Origin of the sequence: Streptomyces zingiberis (genome assembly GCF_012034935.1) — a bacterium.
GTDB classification, from domain to species: Bacteria; Actinomycetota; Actinomycetes; order Streptomycetales; family Streptomycetaceae; genus Streptomyces; species Streptomyces zingiberis.
Genome location: NZ_JAATEN010000020.1, coordinates 85,683 through 101,767, shown reverse-complemented (window position 1 = coordinate 101,767; position 16,085 = coordinate 85,683). Strand labels below are relative to the sequence as shown.

Annotated in this window: 8 protein-coding genes and 1 pseudogene; 5 read left to right on the top strand and 4 right to left on the bottom strand. The window is 74.4% G+C overall.

Going from position 1 to position 16,085, the window contains the following annotated elements:
- The first annotated feature begins 45 nt into the window (after positions 1 to 45).
- Positions 46 to 1,035, top strand: a complete 990-nt coding sequence (locus HCK00_RS21620; RefSeq protein ID WP_168103689.1) for a phosphotransferase enzyme family protein — start codon at positions 46 to 48, stop codon at positions 1,033 to 1,035.
- 151 nt (positions 1,036 to 1,186) lie between these two features.
- Here HCK00_RS21620 and yicI read toward each other — a convergent pair whose 3' ends face one another.
- Positions 1,187 to 3,472 (bottom strand): alpha-xylosidase, encoded by a 2,286-nt coding sequence (gene yicI / locus HCK00_RS21615; RefSeq protein WP_168103688.1) that lies wholly within the window; start codon positions 3,470 to 3,472, stop codon positions 1,187 to 1,189.
- 992 nt (positions 3,473 to 4,464) lie between these two features.
- Between yicI and HCK00_RS21610 the strand changes: the two genes are divergently transcribed.
- Entirely contained in the window at positions 4,465 to 5,538 is a 1,074-nt protein-coding gene (locus HCK00_RS21610) for a TRM11 family SAM-dependent methyltransferase (protein WP_168103687.1), read from the top strand.
- Between the two features lie 68 nt (positions 5,539 to 5,606).
- On the opposite strand, the gene HCK00_RS21605 is transcribed toward HCK00_RS21610, so the two are convergent.
- The 3 genes from HCK00_RS21605 to glgX all read right to left on the bottom strand — a co-directional run bounded on the left by HCK00_RS21605 (position 5,607) and on the right by glgX (position 12,464).
- Positions 5,607 to 7,721, bottom strand: coding sequence for an ABC transporter ATP-binding protein (locus HCK00_RS21605; RefSeq protein WP_240965916.1), 2,115 nt, complete (start codon positions 7,719 to 7,721; stop codon positions 5,607 to 5,609).
- Entirely contained in the window at positions 7,718 to 9,889 is a 2,172-nt protein-coding gene (locus HCK00_RS21600; RefSeq protein WP_168103686.1) for an ABC transporter ATP-binding protein, read from the bottom strand. Before HCK00_RS21600 ends, HCK00_RS21605 begins: the two co-directional genes overlap by 4 nt.
- A 232-nt stretch (positions 9,890 to 10,121) precedes the next feature.
- Positions 10,122 to 12,464, bottom strand: a complete 2,343-nt coding sequence (glgX, locus tag HCK00_RS21595; RefSeq protein WP_375781993.1) for a glycogen debranching protein GlgX — start codon at positions 12,462 to 12,464, stop codon at positions 10,122 to 10,124.
- A 480-nt stretch (positions 12,465 to 12,944) separates the two neighbouring features.
- Here glgX and HCK00_RS21590 point away from each other — a divergent pair, with 480 nt between their 5' ends.
- From HCK00_RS21590 to HCK00_RS21580, 3 genes and pseudogenes are all read left to right on the top strand, one after another.
- Positions 12,945 to 14,141: a L,D-transpeptidase family protein gene (locus HCK00_RS21590; RefSeq protein ID WP_375781991.1), complete on the top strand. Its 1,197-nt coding sequence runs from the start codon at positions 12,945 to 12,947 to the stop codon at positions 14,139 to 14,141.
- A 126-nt stretch (positions 14,142 to 14,267) separates the two neighbouring features.
- Positions 14,268 to 15,035, top strand: a complete 768-nt coding sequence (locus tag HCK00_RS21585) for an enoyl-CoA hydratase/isomerase family protein (RefSeq protein ID WP_168103684.1) — start codon at positions 14,268 to 14,270, stop codon at positions 15,033 to 15,035.
- A 257-nt stretch (positions 15,036 to 15,292) separates the two neighbouring features.
- Positions 15,293 to 15,820: pseudogene (locus HCK00_RS21580) on the top strand (ATP-binding protein); the annotation flags it as partial.
- Positions 15,821 to 16,085: the final 265 nt, after the last annotated feature.

Below are 16,085 nucleotides of genomic sequence, written 5' to 3'. Positions count from 1 at the left end.
CCCGGCCGGGCACCGCCCGTTCCACAGAAAAGGGGAGTCACGGCCATGCGCGTGAACTTCGCGGAGTCCGCCGACCATCTCGCGGCCCTCTACGGACTCGGTCCGGGGCCCTGGACGCTGAAGTCCGTCGCGCGCGGCGCGACCGGGCGGGTGTGGCGGCTGTCGGGGGAGGGCCCGGACTGGGCGGTCAAGGAACTGCTCTTCGGTTTCGACGCCGGGCAGGTGCGTGACGAGGCGGCGCTCCGCGACGCCGCCGCGGCGCGCGGCGTCCTCGCGCCCCGCTTCCTGACGAGCCGCGACGGCAGCCACACCCCGGCGCTGCCACCGGAGTTCGGCCCCGGCCATGTGAAGCTCTACGAGTGGGTGGAGGGCGTCCCGGTGGACGCCACCGCCCCCGAGGTCCTGGACTGGGTGGGCGCCACCCTGGCCCGGATCCACCTGGCCGGGGTCGCCGCCAGGGAGGCCCCCGACGACTGGTACCAGCGGGCCCCCGAAACCGGCGACTGGACACGGCTGCTGGCCGACGCCCGCGCCGCCGGGGCCTCCTGGGCAGGGGAACTCGCGGCGTTCGTCGAGGGTGCGGTCCCCTCCCTCGCCGCGCACATCGAACCGGCCGCCGAGGACGAGCTGCTGGTCTCCCACCGCGACCTCCAGCCGCAGAACGTCCTGCGGGACGCGCGTGGCCCGGTGCTGCTCGACTGGGACGACACCGGGCCGACCACCGCCGAACGCGAGCTGGCGAGCGTGCTCCACATGTGGTCGGGCCGGCAGCGCCCGCGCGCCGACGCCGCCCGCCGGCTGTGGCGTTCCTACCGGGACGCCGGCGGGCCGGGCCGGGTGCGTGACCTGGACTCGTTCTCCGCGTTCCTCGCCGGCACCCTCAACTTCCTGTACGTGCAGGCGCGTGACGCGGTCGACCCCGGACTGGGCCGGCAGCAGCGTTCGTTCGCCGACGCCCAGGTGCCCGCGTTCCTGCCGGAGATGCCGCGCGCCGAGACCCTCTCCCGGCTCGTCGAGGCGGTCGACATCCCGTGACGGCCCGTGTCCTCCCTTGACCTCCCCTGACGCCCCCGGACACCCCCGGGTGCGCCCGCGGGCCGGCCCCGCTACGGTGCGCGGCCGGCCCGCGGGACGGTGCCCCGGCGCCGGTGCCCCGGGGCAGCGGCCCGGGGCCGGCGATCCGGCGTCAGCGATCCGGCGTCAGCGTGACCACACCGTCCGCGGCGGTCACCGGAGCGCCGTAGCCCTCGGGGCCGGCCAGCACCGCGTGCCAGGCGCCCGGCGCGTTCTCCGCGCGTATGGTGACGGTCCCGCCCTCGCGGGTGGTGCGGAAGGCCGCCTCCGGGGCGCCGTCCTCCGGACCCGGGACACGGGTCAGGACGGTCTCGCCGTCGGCCGGGGCGTGGACGCGCAGGGTCACCCCGTCGGCCCACGGGTAGGCGGGGGCGTCGTCCCGGCCGCCGAACGGGATGACGGAGCCGGGGCGCGCGAAGAGCGGCAGGCTCTCGAAGCCGTACCGCTCGCGCCGCCAGCCGGGGCCCTCGACCTGGCGGCCGGTCAGCAGATGTGTCCAGGTGCCGGCCGGCAGGTAGTACTCGACGGTGCCGTCCTCGGAGAAGACCGGCGCGACCAGCAGGTCGTCCCCGAGCATGTACTGCCGGTCCAGGGTGGCGCAGGCCGGGTCGTCCGGGAACTCCAGCACCATCGCCCGCATCACCGGGGTGCCGTGCGCGGCGGCCTGCCGGGCGGCGCGGTAGAGATAGGGCATCAGCCGGTGCTTGAGCCGGGTGAAGTCCCGGGTGACCTCGACCGCTTCGTCGCCGTAGTCCCACGGCACGCGGTAGGTGACAGAGCCGTGCAGCCGGCTGTGCGAGGACAGCAGCCCGAACTGCACCCACCGCTTGAAGACCGCGCGGTGCGGGGTGTTCTGGAACCCGCCGATGTCATGGCTCCAGAAGCCGAAGCCGGAGAGCCCGAGCGAGAGGCCGCCGCGCAGCGACTCGGCCATCGCGGAGAACGTCGAGTCGCAGTCCCCGCCCCAGTGCACGGGGAACTGCTGGCCCCCGGCGGTGGCGCAGCGCGCGAAGAGCACCGCCTCGTCGGCGCCGCGCGCCTCGGCGAGGACGTCGAAGACCACCTGGTTGTACAGCTGCGTGTAGTAGTTGTGCATCCGCTCGGGGTCGGAGCCGTCGTGCCACACCACGTCGGTCGGGATCCGCTCGCCGAAGTCGGTCTTGAAAGCGTCCACGCCCTGGTCGGTCAGCGCCCGCAGCTTCCCGGCGAACCACTCCCTGGCGTCCGGGTTGGTGAAGTCCACCAGCCCCATGCCCGCCTGCCACCTGTCCCACTGCCACACGTCGCCGTTGTCCCTGCGGACCAGGTATCCCGCGCGCATCGCCTCGGCGAAGAGCGGGGACCGCTGGCCGATGTAGGGGTTGATCCACACGGAGATCCGCAGGCCCCGCTCCCTGAGCCGGCGGAGCATCCCCTCCGGGTCCGGGAAGACCTCCGGGTCCCAGGTGAAGTCGCACCACTGGTACGCCTTCATCCAGAAGCAGTCGAAGTGGAAGACCCCGAGCGGGATGTCGCGTTCGGCCATCCCGCGCACGAAGCGGGTGACGGTGGCCTCGTCGTAGTCGGTGGTGAAGGAGGTGGACAGCCACAGTCCGAACGACCACGCGGGCGGCAGCGCCGGGCGCCCGGTCAGCGCGGTGTAGCGGTCGAGGATCTCCTTCGGCGTCGGGCCGTGGATGACCAGGTACTCCAGCGTCTGGTCCGCCACGCGGAACCGCACCTGCCCCACGTCCTGGGAGCCCACCTCGTAGCGGACCTGCCCGGGATGGTTGACGAAGACGCCGTAGCCGCGGTTGGTCAGGTAGAAGGGGACGTTCTTGTACGCCTGGTCGGTGGCCGTCCCGCCGTCCGCCTGCCAGACCTCCACCGTCTGCCCGTTCCTGGTGAACGGAGTGAAGCGCTCGCCGAGGCCGTAGACCAGCTCGCCGACGCCCAGGGAGAGCTGTGCCACCGAGTGGTGGCGCTCCCCGCCGGCCTCGGAGAAGCCGGTGCCCAGCCCTTCCGCGGCCGTCAGCCTCCGCCCGTCCGAGAGGAACTCCAGCCGCCACGGCCCCGAGGTGTCGACCCGCAGATCTAAGGAACCGCTGCTCAGCTCCACCACCGTGCCGTCGCGCCGGGTCTTCGGCACATGGCCGGGCTGCCCGGCGAGCGCGAACTCCGGACCGCGCGGCAGACGCCCGGCGTGGTGCGTCATCCGCACGGCGATCACTCCCTCGGCGGGGGAGGAGCACTCCACCGTGAGCAGCGCGGAGTCGATGGTGCTGTCCCGGCTGCCCACGTGCTGGACGGCGGAGTACAACGTCAGCCGGTCCTCGTCCACCACGGCGTCCGCGACCTCGGCCACATATACGTCGTCGGTGCGCTCGCGGAGCAGCCAGTGGCTGTCTGAGTTCTTCACGGGTTCTCCTTCTCATCGGAGCAGGGGAATCAGGGAAGCGACGCGAGAACTTCCCTGGAAGAGCCGGAGTATTATGGGACGGCGAGAGCGCCTTTCGGGCGGCGCGTGGCGTTGACCATATCTCCTGTCCGCTCCGCTGAGAAGCGGTCATTCGGGCAACTCGGGTAGGACCGGAGGGCGTTCGGCGGCGCGATAATTCTTCGCTCATCGCCGTGAGGGGCGTGTTCGGTTCCCGCGGTGGCGGACGCGGGGCGCACCGGCGAGATGTCCGGCGGAAATACCTGCCGGGTGCTGATTACCGCCGTCCCAGCCGGGTAACTTGCCAGCGAACCGCCCGGTCATGCGCCGATTCTTTTCCGGGCCCGTTCGGGGAATTCGGGCGAGGGCTTGCCGGAGCGGAATGGTCAAGGGCGCGTGCGCGTGGGCCGGCGCGGGGGTCCCGTCCCGGCCTTCGGCCGGCCGTCGCCGCGGGGCGGACGGGCCGCCGGCCGTCCCGGCCGCGGGGACCCGGTGCGTGGGGCGGGGTGCGTGGGGCGGGATGGGTGGGGCCCGGTGCCTGGGGCCCCGGTTCGTGAGGCCCTGGCGCGTGGGGCTCGCCCCGCTCCTCGGCGGCCCCACCCGGCCCGGCGGCCGGGCACCCGGCCGCCGCCCGCGTGGCCCGGGGTGCCGGTTCCGTGCCCGGGGCGCGCCGTCGCCGCTGCTCCCGCCGGGCGCGATCTGCCGGCCACGGCCACGGCCGCCGCCACGTTGTCCGGCGTGACCCCGGTAGGGGGTTCACGCCTGCCGCTGCCCCCGCCGCCCTCCTCCGCCCTCGTCGTCCGTCCGGTCCTGCCCCCGGCCCCGCACCGTCCCGTCCTGCCCGCGCCCGTGGGCCTGGGCGGGGCGTGGGGCATTTCGCCCGCCGTCATTCCGTGCCCGTGCCAGCTTTTTTCGGCCGGTATTATCCGTGGTAGGGTGAACTCCTCGGTGCTGTCGGTTTCTTCTCGGTTTGGATGGCTGTGGTTCCTGATATCAGGCTCGATGTTGCGGTAACGGACTCCATTCACCTGGAGGGTATTTCCGGAGCGGCCGAGCGGCTTCTCCAGGAGTGCCACGACATCGGGAAGCCCACCCTTCCGTCGATCTCTCTCACCTATCCCGACTCCGTCACCGCCCGCCTGGAAGGCCCCCTGCGCCCCCTGGCCGAACTCCGCCTGTACTCGGCGTTCTCGGTCGTCCTCGGCCCCTGGGAGGGGGGCGATCCCGGTCACGCCGAAGCCGTCGAGGCCCTGCGCGCCTCCCGGGCGGATGGCGTCATCGGACTTCTGGCGGAGGGGGACGAGCCGATCCGTTTTCGTATTGACGCGCTGCCCGACAGGGCCACACTCCGCAGCGCGATCGAATCCGGACTGCAATGGCGGAACGCTCCCCGCGACTGGCAGATCAATATCGTCCGCCGTGGGAAGCTGCTGCTCGCCCAGATCGGTGCGCTCTATTTCTCCCGGCGTTTCCCGGAAATGCGGCGCATTCCCGCGTCCACCAATCCGGTGGTCGCCGCCCTCCTCGTGCGGCTGCTCAAACCGCGCGACGGCGACGTCGTGTGGGACCCGTTCTGCGGCGCCGGCACCCTGCTCGTCGAGGCCGCCCACACCGGACAGGACCTGACCCTGATCGGTTCCGACGTCTCCGCCGACGCGCTCCGGGCCGCCCGGGGCAACGCCCCCCTCTTCCCCACCGGCACCCTGCTGCGCGCCGACGCCGCCGCGCTGCCCGCCCGGGACCGCGCGGTCGACCGCGTCCTGGCCAACCTCCCCTTCGGCAAGCGGGTCGGCTCGCACGCCACCAACCAGCGGCTCTACCCCCGGTTCCTCGGCGAGCTGGAGCGCGTGCTGTCCACCGAGGGCCGCGCCGTGCTGCTCACCGAGGACAAGCGGCTCCTGCGCGCCTCCGTCGAGGCCACCCGTAACGTGCGCCTGCTGCGCGAGGTCACCGTCTCCACCGGCGGCCTGCACCCCGGTGTCTTCGTGGTCGAACGCACCCGCGCCGCCCGCCGCCGGCAGAAGCCGCGCACCCGCGGCGGCTCGTAGGCACCGCCCGGTCCACCGCCGCGCCCCGGCGCCCACTGCCCCGGCGCCCACCGCCGGGGCGCCGCCGGTCAGGCCAGGCTCTCGCGCCAGGCGCGGTGCAGTTCCGCGAAGCGGCCGCCGCCCCCGATGAGGTCCTCCGGGGTGCCGTCCTCGACGACGCGCCCGCCGGACATGACCAGGACCCGGTCCGCGATCTCCACTGTGGACAGCCGGTGCGCGATCACCACCGCCGTCCGGCCGCGGAGCACCGTGTGCATGGCCCGCTGCACGGCCCGCTCGCCGGGGACGTCCAGCGAGGAGGTCGCCTCGTCCAGGATCAGTACCGCCGGGTCGGCCAGCAGCGCGCGGGCGAAGGCCACCAGTTGCCGCTGCCCGGCGGAGATCCTGCCGCCCCGCTTGCGCACATCGGTGTCGTAACCGTCGGGCAGCGCGGCGATGAAGTCGTGGGCGCCGATGGCCCGGGCGGCGCGCTCCACGTCGGCGCGGGACGCGTCCGGGCGGCCGAGGGCGATGTTCTCGGCGACCGTGCCGGAGAAGAGGAACGCCTCCTGCGTCACCATCACCACACCGCGCCGCAGCTCCGCCGCGCTCAGCTCGCGCAGGTCGACACCGTCGAGCAGAACGCGTCCTGCCGTCGGGTCGTAGAACCGGGCGAGCAGCTTCGCCAGGGTGGACTTGCCGGCGCCGGTGGTGCCGACGACGGCGGTCGTCGTGCCGGCGGCGAGGGTGAGGCCGAACGGCGGCAGCACCTCGCCACCGCCGCGGTAGGAGAAGCGCACGTCCTCGAAGACGACCTCCCGTCCGGGGTGGCCCTCCGGGCGGGCGGGCAGCTCCCGCGGCCGCTCCGGTTCCGGGACGGAGGGGCGCTGCGCCAGCAGACCGGCGATCTTCAGCAGGGAGGCCGCGGCCGACTGGTAGGAGTTGAGGAACATCCCCAGCCGGTCGATCGGGTCGTAGAGCCGCCGCAGATAGAGCACGGAGGCGGCGAGCACGCCCAGCGCCAGCCCGCCGGTGGCCACCCGGTAGGCGCCCCACAGCACGATGGCCGCCACGACGGTGTTGGCCACCAGCCGGGAGGAGACCACGTAGCGGGCCATCTCCAGGATGGCGTCCCCGTTGACCCGCTCGTGGCGCCGGTTGAGGGTGCGGAACTCCGCTTCGTTGGCGGCCTCACGGCGGAACGCCTGCACGGGGCGGATGCCGTTCATCGTCTCGGCGAACTTCACCACCACGGCGGCGATGGCGGTGGAGCGCTTGCCGTACACCAGCTCCGAACGGCGCCGGAAACGGCGGATCAGCAGATACAGCGGGTAGAAGGAGAGCACCGCGGCGGTCCCCAGGCCCCAGTCGAGCCAGAGCAGCAGCACGGCGATGTAGAACACCGACAGCGCGACGCTCAGCAGCTCCTCCAGCCCTTCGTTCAGCAGTTCCCGCAGCGACTCCACATCGGTGGTCGCGCGGGAGATCAGCCGGCCGGAGGTGTAGCGCTCGTGGAAGTCCAGGCTGAGCGCCTGCGCGTGGCGGAAGATCCGGCCCCGCAGGTCCAGCAGGACGTCCTGGCTGATCCGGGCGGAGAGCAGCACGAAGGCGTACTGGAAACCGCCGGACACCAGCGAGCACAGCAGATAGGCCAGCCCGACGGCCAGCAGCGGGCCCGTGTCCCCGGCGCGGAGCGCGGGCACGGCCCGGTCGATGGCGAGCGCGACGAGCAGGGGCCCCGCCTGCACCGCCGCCTCTTTGACGACCAGCAGGACCGCCGCCACGGCCACCCGGCCACGGCTGGGCCGCAGCAGCGAGCGGAGCAGGCTCTGCGAGGCGCCGCGGGGCGCGGGGAGGGAGTCCTGGTCGAAAGTGTCGGAGGCATCCACAGCATCGACGGCATCGGCAGCGTCGGGGGCGCCGGAAGCGTCGGAGGGCACGGAGGAACCGGAGGGCGCGGAGGAACCGGAGGGGGTGAACGGGCCGGCGGAGGCGGGCCCGCCGGGCGGAGCGGCCGCGTCGGGCGCGGCGGGTCCGCCGGACGGGCCGGGGGTGCCCGGGGCCGTGGAGTCGCCCGGGGTGGGTGCCGGGGAAACCGTTGCGGTGCCGGTGCCGGGCGCGGCGGGGGCGCCGGGGCCCGGGGTGGTGCCGTCGCCGGGACGTTCGGGTTCACCGGCGGGGCGTCCGGTGGCCGGGGCGGTCATCGCGCGCTGCCTCCTTCCGCGAGGGATGAGTCCTGAGCCGGATCGGGGGCCGGGCACGCGTCCGGGGCCGTGAGCGAGACGGCGGCCGCGTCCGGAACCGGGCCGGGGGCCGGGTGTGCATCGGGAGCCGGCGGTGCGCCGGGTTCCTGTGCCGGGTGCCGTTCGGGAGCTGACGGTGCGCCGGACATCAGCGTGCGGTACTCGGGGTTCCGGCCGAGCAGCTCCTGGTGCGTACCGACGGCGGCGATACGGCCCTCCGAGAGCAGAGCCACCCGGTCGGCGAGGAGCACCGTGGAGGGGCGGTGGGCGACGACGAGCGCGGTGGTGGTGGCCAGAACGCGCCGCAGCGCCCGCTCGACCAGCGCCTCGGTGTGGACATCCAGCGCGGAGAGCGGATCGTCCAGCACCAGGAAGCGCGGGCGGCCGACGACCGCGCGGGCCAGGGCGAGCCGCTGGCGCTGCCCGCCGGAGAGGCTCAGTCCCTGTTCGCCGACCTGGGTGCCCACCCCGTACGGCAGCTCGTGGACGAAGCCCGCCTGCGCGATCTCCAGGGCGCGGTGCAGCTCCCGCTCGCCGGTGCCCTCCGCGCCCATCAGGACGTTCTCGCCGACGGTGGCGGAGAAGAGCGTCGGGTCCTCGAAGGCGACGGCGATCAGCTCACGCAGCCGGGGACGGGAGAGGTGGGTGATGTCCGTGCCGTCGAGTGTGATGCGCCCGCGCGTCACCTCGTAGAGCCGGGGCACCAGGGCGGTGAGCGTGGTCTTGCCGCTGCCGGTGGTGCCGACGAGGGCCATCGTCTCGCCCGGGCGGATGTGCAGGTCGACCCCGCGGAGGGTGGCGGGGGCGTCCGGCGGGGTGTCCGGGTAGCGGAACTCGACCCCTTCGAAGCGGAGTCCGCCGGTGGTCGCCGGGGCGGGCGCGACGGACAGGGGGGACGGCGTGGACGGCATCGGAGCGGGGGCGGGCGGAATCGTGCCGGATGCCGGGGCGGACGGGGGCGCGGCGCCGGACGCGGGCCGGTGTGCGGACGAGGCCGGGGCGGGCGGGGAGCCCGGGGGCCGCGCTGCGGTCCCGTGCTCCGCCGGGCCCCTGGCCTCCGCCGGGCCGCCGCCCTTGACGGGGCCCCCGTTCTCCCTCCGGTCCCCGTGCGCCCCCGTGGCCCCCGGGGTCTCCTCGGGCAGCGGCGCGTCCACCACCTCGAAGTGGCGTTCCGTGGCCGTCGCGGAGTCCTGGCTCATCGCCAGCAGGAAGCCGATGGACTCCACCGGCCAGCGCAGGGCCAGCGCCGTGGAGAGGAACGCCACCAGGGTGCCGGCCGACAGGGTGCCCTCGGCGACCTGGACGGAGCCCAGCAGCAGCGCCGCGCCCAGCGCCAGTTCGGGCAGGGTCACGATGACGGTCAGCAGACCGGCGAGGAGACGCGCCTTGCGCAGTTCCGTGCCGCGCAGCCGCCGGCTCAGCTCGCGGAAGGCGCGCGCCTGGCTGCGGTGGCGGCCGAAGCCCTTGACGACGCGGATGCCGAGCACGCCCTCCTCGACGACCGTCGTCAGATCACCCACCTGGTCGCGCGCTCTGCGGGCGACCACCGAGTACCGGCTCTCGAACAGTGAGCAGAGCACGACCAGCGGCGCCACGGGGGCCAGCAGCACCAGCCCCAGCATCCACTGCTGACTCAGCAGGATCGCGCAGCCCACCAGGATCGTCACCCCGTTGACCAGCAGGAACGTCAGCGGGAAGGCGAGGAACATCCGGAGCAGCTGAAGATCGGTGGTGGCCCGGGAGAGCAGCTGGCCGGAGGGCCAGCGGTCGTGGAAGGCCACCGGCAGACGCTGAAGCCGGCTGTAGAGGGAGGCGCGCATGGCGGCCTCCACCCCGGCCAGCGGGCGGGCCACCAGCCAGCGCCGCAGCCCGAACAGCCCCGCCTCCACCACTCCGAGGAGCAGCAGCATCACCCCACCCAGCCAGACCCCGCCCGGGTCCCCGGCCGCGACCGGCCCGTCCACCATCCACTTGAGTACCAGCGGGATCACCAGTCCGGTGCAGGAGGCCACGACGGCGACACCGGCGGCCGTGAACAGCCGCGCCCGGACCGGCCGGACATACGGCCAGAGCCGCAGCAGGGTGCGGGCGGTGGATCTGCGGGGCGTGGGGGTGGTGGGAGTCGGCATCGAGGCCGAGCCTACGGGCGGGCACCGACAGGGCTCACCCCGTTTTCGGTCATGGCGGCCCTGGTAGGGCCGTCCGGGGTACCCGCGAGGCGCCGGGCACGCCCACCGGCGCCGGCACCCACCGGGGCGCTGCCGGCACGGGGTTCCGTCACCGGGGCGCTCCCGGCACGGCTCGCTTCCGTCCCCGGGGTGTTCCCGTCACGGGTCGCTTCCCTCACCGGTGGCGCCGCCGTCACCGCGCCGTCCCCGGGTCCCCGGTCCCGGCTCCGGGGAGCACGCGCAGCAGCTGCACGGAGCGGGCGGGCAGGACGAGTTCCGTGCCGGCCGGGAGGGTGCCGCCCGGTGGTTCCGCCTGCTCCTCGCGGGCGGTGTCCAGCAGGTGTTCGTACCCCTGGGCCCAGGGTGGGCCGGGGAGGGTGAACGGCAGGGGCTCGTGGTGGGCGTGGAAGACGGCGAGGAAGCTGTCGTCCGTCACGGGCCGGCCCCGTCCGTCCCGGCCGGGGATGTCCCGCCCGGAGAGGTACATGCCGAGGGTGGCGGACGGCGCGTGCCAGTCCTCCTCGGCCGTCTCGCGGCCGTCCGGGGTGAACCAGGCCAGGTCGCGGAGCCCACCGGGACGGCGCGGCCCGCCGGTGAAGTACGTGCCGGCGCGCAGCACGGGATGGCGCCGGCGGAGCGCCGTCAGCCGGGCGGTCAGCGCGTGGAGGGCGCGCCGGCCGGGGTCGGCGGTCAGGGACCAGTCGACCCAGCCGGTCTCGTTGTCCTGGCAGTAGGCGTTGTTGTTGCCGCCCTGGGTCCGGCCCATCTCGTCACCGGCGGTCAGCATCGGCACGCCGGCGGAGAGCAGCAGGGTGGACATCAGGTTGCGGAGCTGCCGGCGGCGGAGGGCGGTGACCGCCGGGTCGTCCGTCTCGCCCTCGGCGCCGCAGTTCCAGGAGCGGTTGTCGTCGGAGCCGTCGCGGTTCTCCTCGCCGTTGGCCTCGTTGTGCTTGCGCTCGTAGGAGACGAGGTCGCGCAGGGTGAAACCGTCGTGCGCGGTGACGAAGTTGACCGATGCCCAGGGGCGCCGGCCGCCGGCGGCGTAGCGGTCGCTGGAGCCGGAGAGGCGGTAGCCGAGGTCGTGGAGGCTGGGCAGCGCGCCGCGCCAGTAGTCCCGCACGGTGTCCCGGAAGCGGTCGTTCCACTCCGACCAGGGCGGGGGGAAGGCCCCGGCCCGGTAGCCGCCGGGGCCCAGGTCCCAGGGCTCGGCGATCAGTTTGACACCGCGCAGCACCGGGTCCTGGGCGACGGCCGCGAGGAACGGGGAGGCGGGGTCCGCGGGGTCTCCGGGGCCTGCGGGGTGCGCGGGCTGCGCCGGGCCGTCGTGGGCGGCGCGGGTCAGGGCGGTCGCGAGGTCGAACCGGAAGCCGTCCACGCCCATCTCCGTCACCCAGTACCGCAGGGAGTCGGTGATCAGCCGGAGCGCGGGGGGCCGCGCGGCGTGGACGGTGTTGCCGCAGCCGGTGACGTCGGCGTGGTGGCGCGGGTCGGGGCCGAGGCGGTAGTGGGCGCGGTTGTCGATGCCGCGCAGGGAGAACGTGGGCCCGAGGTGGTTCCCCTCCGCGGTGTGGTTGTACACGACGTCGAGGATCACCTCGATGCCCGCCTCGTGCAGCGCGTGGACCATCCGCCGGAACTCGTCCACCTGTTCGCCGCGGGTGCCGGACGCGGAGTAACCGGCGTGCGGCGCGAACCAGCCGATGGAGTTGTAGCCCCAGTAGTTGCGCAGCCCGCGGCGGAGCAGATGCTCCTCGTGCGCGAACTGATGGACGGGCAGCAGTTCGACGGCGGTGATGCCGAGCCCGGTCAGATGCTCGATCGCCGCGGGGTGGGCGAGCCCCGCGAAGGTGCCGCGCAGCCGCTCCGGCACCCCGGGGTGGCGCCGGGTGAAGCCCCGGACGTGCAGCTCGTAGAGGACGGTGTCGGACCAGGGGGTGCCGGGGCGGTTGGCACCGGGCCGCGCCCCGCCGGCCGGTCCGCCGGCGACGACCACTCCCTTGGGCACGTACGGCGCGGAGTCGCGGTCGTCCCGCACGGTGTCGGCCGCGTGGAGTTCGGGCCAGTCGCGGACGTGCCCGTGGACGGCGGGCGGCAGCCGGCCGTCGCCGTCCGGGGGCGGTGAACCGCCGGTGGACGGGTCGGACCCGGCGGGCGGCGGGAGGAACTCCCCGTCCACGGCCCGGGCGCAGGGGTCCAGCAGCAGCTTGGCCGGGTTCCAGCGGGCGCCGGTCCACGGGTCCCAGCGGCCGTGCACCCGGTACCCGTACCGGCTCCCCGGGAGCACGCCGGGGACGAAACCGTGCCAGGTGCCGTCGGTGAACTCGGGCAGCGGGTGGCGCGTCTCGCGGCCGTCCTCGTCGAAGAGACAGAGCTCCACGGCCTCCGCGCCGCCCGCCCAGAGGGCGAAGGAGGTGCCGGCGGTGCCGTCCGGGGCGGTGTGGAACCGGGCGCCCGGCGGCTCGGGCGCGCCCGGCCGGACGGCCCCGCCGGAGGGGCCCGGGAGCCAGGAGGGCTCCACCGCGGTGGACGGCACCACCCCGTCCACCGCGGGCGTACGGTGCTCCGGCTCGGCTGAGCTCGACACGTGACGGCCTCCGGGGGCTCGCGGGGTGCCCCGCCGCGTCCGCGCCGCGGCGGCCTTCCGTGCATATGTTCCCCCTGGGCGGGCCGCCCTCACGTCCGCCGGGCACGGGACCGGCCGGCGCCGGCCGCGGCACGTCCGCGGGAGCGGTGGAGTTCGGCGGGCCGGGGAGCGGCCGTGTGCGGGCGCCGGGCCCGGCGGACGGGCACGGGCTCCGCGCTCCGGTCACAGGCAGGGCACGCCACGGGCATTGGGACGGATCCGTGACACCCGGGGGGATCACCGCGTGATCGCCGTGTGGTTATCTGATCGGCGAGCGCGTCTCGGGCGCGCGGGGGACGCGGGGGACCGCGGGGCCGCGGGCGGGACCGCGGGGGACGACCGGGGAGAGCCGCGGAGCCCGGGTGGGCGGCGGCTGGGCGAGGGGAGACGGCTGTGGCGAGGCGGCGGATCACGGGGGCGCTGGCGGCGGGACTGCTGGTGCTGACCGTCGGCGCGTGCGGGGAGAACGAACGGCAGGACATGGGGAACGGCGGCGCGACGGCCGCGGTGGCCACCGGGCCCTCGCGTGCCGAGGTCACGATCGCCCCGGAGGACGGGGCCGGGGACGTGGTGACCGACGGCGCCCTCAAGGTGACAGCGGAGCGCGGGCGGCTGACGTCCGTCACGGTCCGGGACGCCGGGGGCGCCGAGATCCCCGGGAAGATCAGCGCGGACGGTGCCCGCTGGAAGCCGGCCGGCCATCTCCGCTCCGACACCGAGTACACCGTGGACGCGGTGGCCGAGGACGCCGAGGGGCGGGAGGCCGAGGAACGGTCCTCCTTCACCACCTTCGTCCCGGAGACCACCTTCATCGGCCACTTCACCCCGGAGGACGGCTCGACGGTCGGCGTCGGCATGCCGGTGTCGCTCCGCTTCGACCACGGCATCACCGAACCGGAGGCCGTGGAGCGCGCCATCGAGGTCACCGCGGAGCCGTCCGTGGAGATCGAGGGCCACTGGTTCGGGAACGACCGGCTGGACTTCCGCCCCGAGAAGTACTGGGCCAAGGGCACGAAGGTGACGCTCAAGCTGAACCTGGACGGCGTCGAGGGCCGGCCCGGCGTCTACGGCGAGCAGACACGGACGGTCCGGTTCACGGTGGGCCGCAGCCAGGTCAGCACCGTGGACGCGAAGAGCAAGAAGATGACCGTCGAGCGGGACGGCAAGGTGATCAAGACACTGCCGATCACCGCCGGAGCGCCCGCCACGCCCACCTACAACGGGCAGATGGTGATCAGTGAGAAGCACAAGATGACCCGGATGGACGGCGCCACGGTCGGATTCGACGGTGAGTACGACATCGAGGATGTCTCCCACGCGATGCGGCTCTCCACCTCCGGCACCTTCATCCACGGCAACTACTGGGCGGGCGGGGCCACCTTCGGCTCCGCGAACGTCAGCCACGGCTGCGTCGGGCTCCGTGACGCGCGCGGCGGCGGCGATCCGTCCACCCCCGCGGCCTGGTTCTACGACGGCTCGATGGTCGGCGACGTCGTGATCGTCAAGAACTCCGAGGACCGGACGATCCAGCCGGACAACGGCCTCAACGGCTGGAACATGGACTGGGAGAAGTGGAAGGCGCCGCAGTAGGAGCGTGAGGTCTCCGGCCGGGAGGCGGGCCCGGCCGGGAGGCGGGGCCGGGCGGGGCACGGACCCGGCCCCGCTGTGACCAACCGCACCGGGCCCGCCCCCGTGAACGGCCGCTAACCTGCGGGCATGACTGTGAATCTTGAGGTCGCCGAGGGCGTCGCCACCGTCCGTCTGGACCGCCCGCCGATGAACGCCCTGGACATCGCCACCCAGGACCGGCTGCTGGAGATCGCCGCGGAACTCACCGACCGCGACGACGTCCGCGCCGTCGTCATCTGGGGCGGGGAGAAGGTGTTCGCGGCCGGGGCGGACATCAAAGAGATGCGGGCCATGGACCACGCGGCGATGGTCAAGCGGTCCAAGGCGCTCCAGGACTCCTTCACCGCGATCGCCCGCATCCCCAAGCCCGTGGTCGCCGCCGTCACCGGTTACGCGCTCGGCGGCGGCTGCGAACTGGCGCTCTGCGCCGACATCCGCGTCGCCGCCGACAACGCCAAGCTCGGCCAGCCCGAGATCCTGCTCGGGCTGATCCCCGGCGCGGGCGGCACCCAGCGGCTCGCCCGGCTGATCGGCCCGTCGAAGGCCAAGGACCTGATCTTCACGGGCCGGCAGGTGAAGGCCGGGGAGGCGCTGGCGCTGGGACTGGTGGACCAGGTGGTGCCCGCCGCCGAGGTCTACGCGACGGCGCACGCCTGGGCCGCCCGGCTCGCCAAGGGGCCCGCCATCGCGCTGCGTGCCGCGAAGGAGTCCGTGGACGCCGGTCTGGAGACGGACATCGACACCGGACTGGCCGTCGAGCGCACCTGGTTCGCCGGGCTGTTCGCCACCGAGGACCGTGAGCGGGGCATGCGCAGCTTCGTCGAGGAGGGACCGGGAAAGGCGGAGTTCCTCTGATGCCGCCCGGATGAGGCCCGGTTTCGGTGCGCGGGCCGGCCCTGTTCGGACCGGAGACGGCGGGGCGCGAGCCGTCCGCTTCCGCCTCGTCGGGACGGGCGACCGCCTCCTGCGCAGGCGGGATACGACGTCTTCGGTAGGGCCGGAGTGCGTGAAGTCGCCCTGTTCGCGTAGGTGATTGGCGGGTCGGGTGATCCTTCTGCGTCATTCACCTGCTACCGGCCCGTAAGGATGGCCCGTCGCCAATCATGTGGGGCATGGCGGGCCTGGGGAGCGAGGAGTGGCAGCCGCGGCGCGCCGGTGCGGCCGCGGCCGCCCGGTGGGCGCCGGGCACGGGCCGCGGCGCGGGCCGCGCCCCCGGGGAGGAACGGACGCGGACGGCGCTGCGGCTGTCCGGAGATCCCGCGGCGGAGGAGGTCGTCCTGGCGTCCCGGCCGGAGTCGGCGGCCCGCGCCCGGCGGCTGGCCGAAGCCGTGGTGGTGGGGGAGTGGGGGCTCTCCCCGCGGCTCGCGGAGGACGTGGTGCTGCTCGTCTCCGAACTGGTCGGCAACGCCGTCCGGCACACCGGTGCCCGCACCTTCGGGTTACGGATGCGCCTCGGTCGCTGCCGGATCCGCGTCGAACTGCGGGACCCGTCCCGTGGGCTGCCCTGTCTGATGCCGGTCCGCGAGCTGGACGAGAACGGGCGGGGGCTGTTCCTCGTGGACACCCTCGCCGACCGCTGGGGCGTGGACCTGTGGCCGGTCGGCAAGACGACCTGGTTCGAACTGCGGATCCCGGAACGCCGAGGCGGGCCCCGGGAAGCCGCGCCCGGCCCGGAACGCCCGGCCCGGAACTCCCGGCCCGCCGGGACGGGCGGGGGCCGGAAGCCGGTGACGGACCGGCGGACCGCCCCGTCCCGGCCGGGCCACGACCCCGGCATCGGCCATGACGCCGGGACCGAGGACGACTCCGGGAACGGCCCGTGAACCGGCCCGGCCCGGTGTGCACCGTGGCCCGCCGTGGTGGCGCGAGAAGCCCCCGTCCGTCCCGCGCCGGGCGGGTGGACGG

Coding starts and splice junctions, on each gene's coding strand:
- HCK00_RS21610 (WP_168103687.1), top strand. CDS start 4,465: ATGGCTGTGGTTCCTGATATCAGGCTCGATGTTGCGGTAACGGACTCC.
- HCK00_RS21585 (WP_168103684.1), top strand. CDS start 14,268: ATGACTGTGAATCTTGAGGTCGCCGAGGGCGTCGCCACCGTCCGTCTG.
- HCK00_RS21605 (WP_240965916.1), bottom strand. CDS start 7,721: ATGACCGCCCCGGCCACCGGACGCCCCGCCGGTGAACCCGAACGTCCC.
- HCK00_RS21620 (WP_168103689.1), top strand. CDS start 46: ATGCGCGTGAACTTCGCGGAGTCCGCCGACCATCTCGCGGCCCTCTAC.
- HCK00_RS21600 (WP_168103686.1), bottom strand. CDS start 9,889: ATGCCGACTCCCACCACCCCCACGCCCCGCAGATCCACCGCCCGCACC.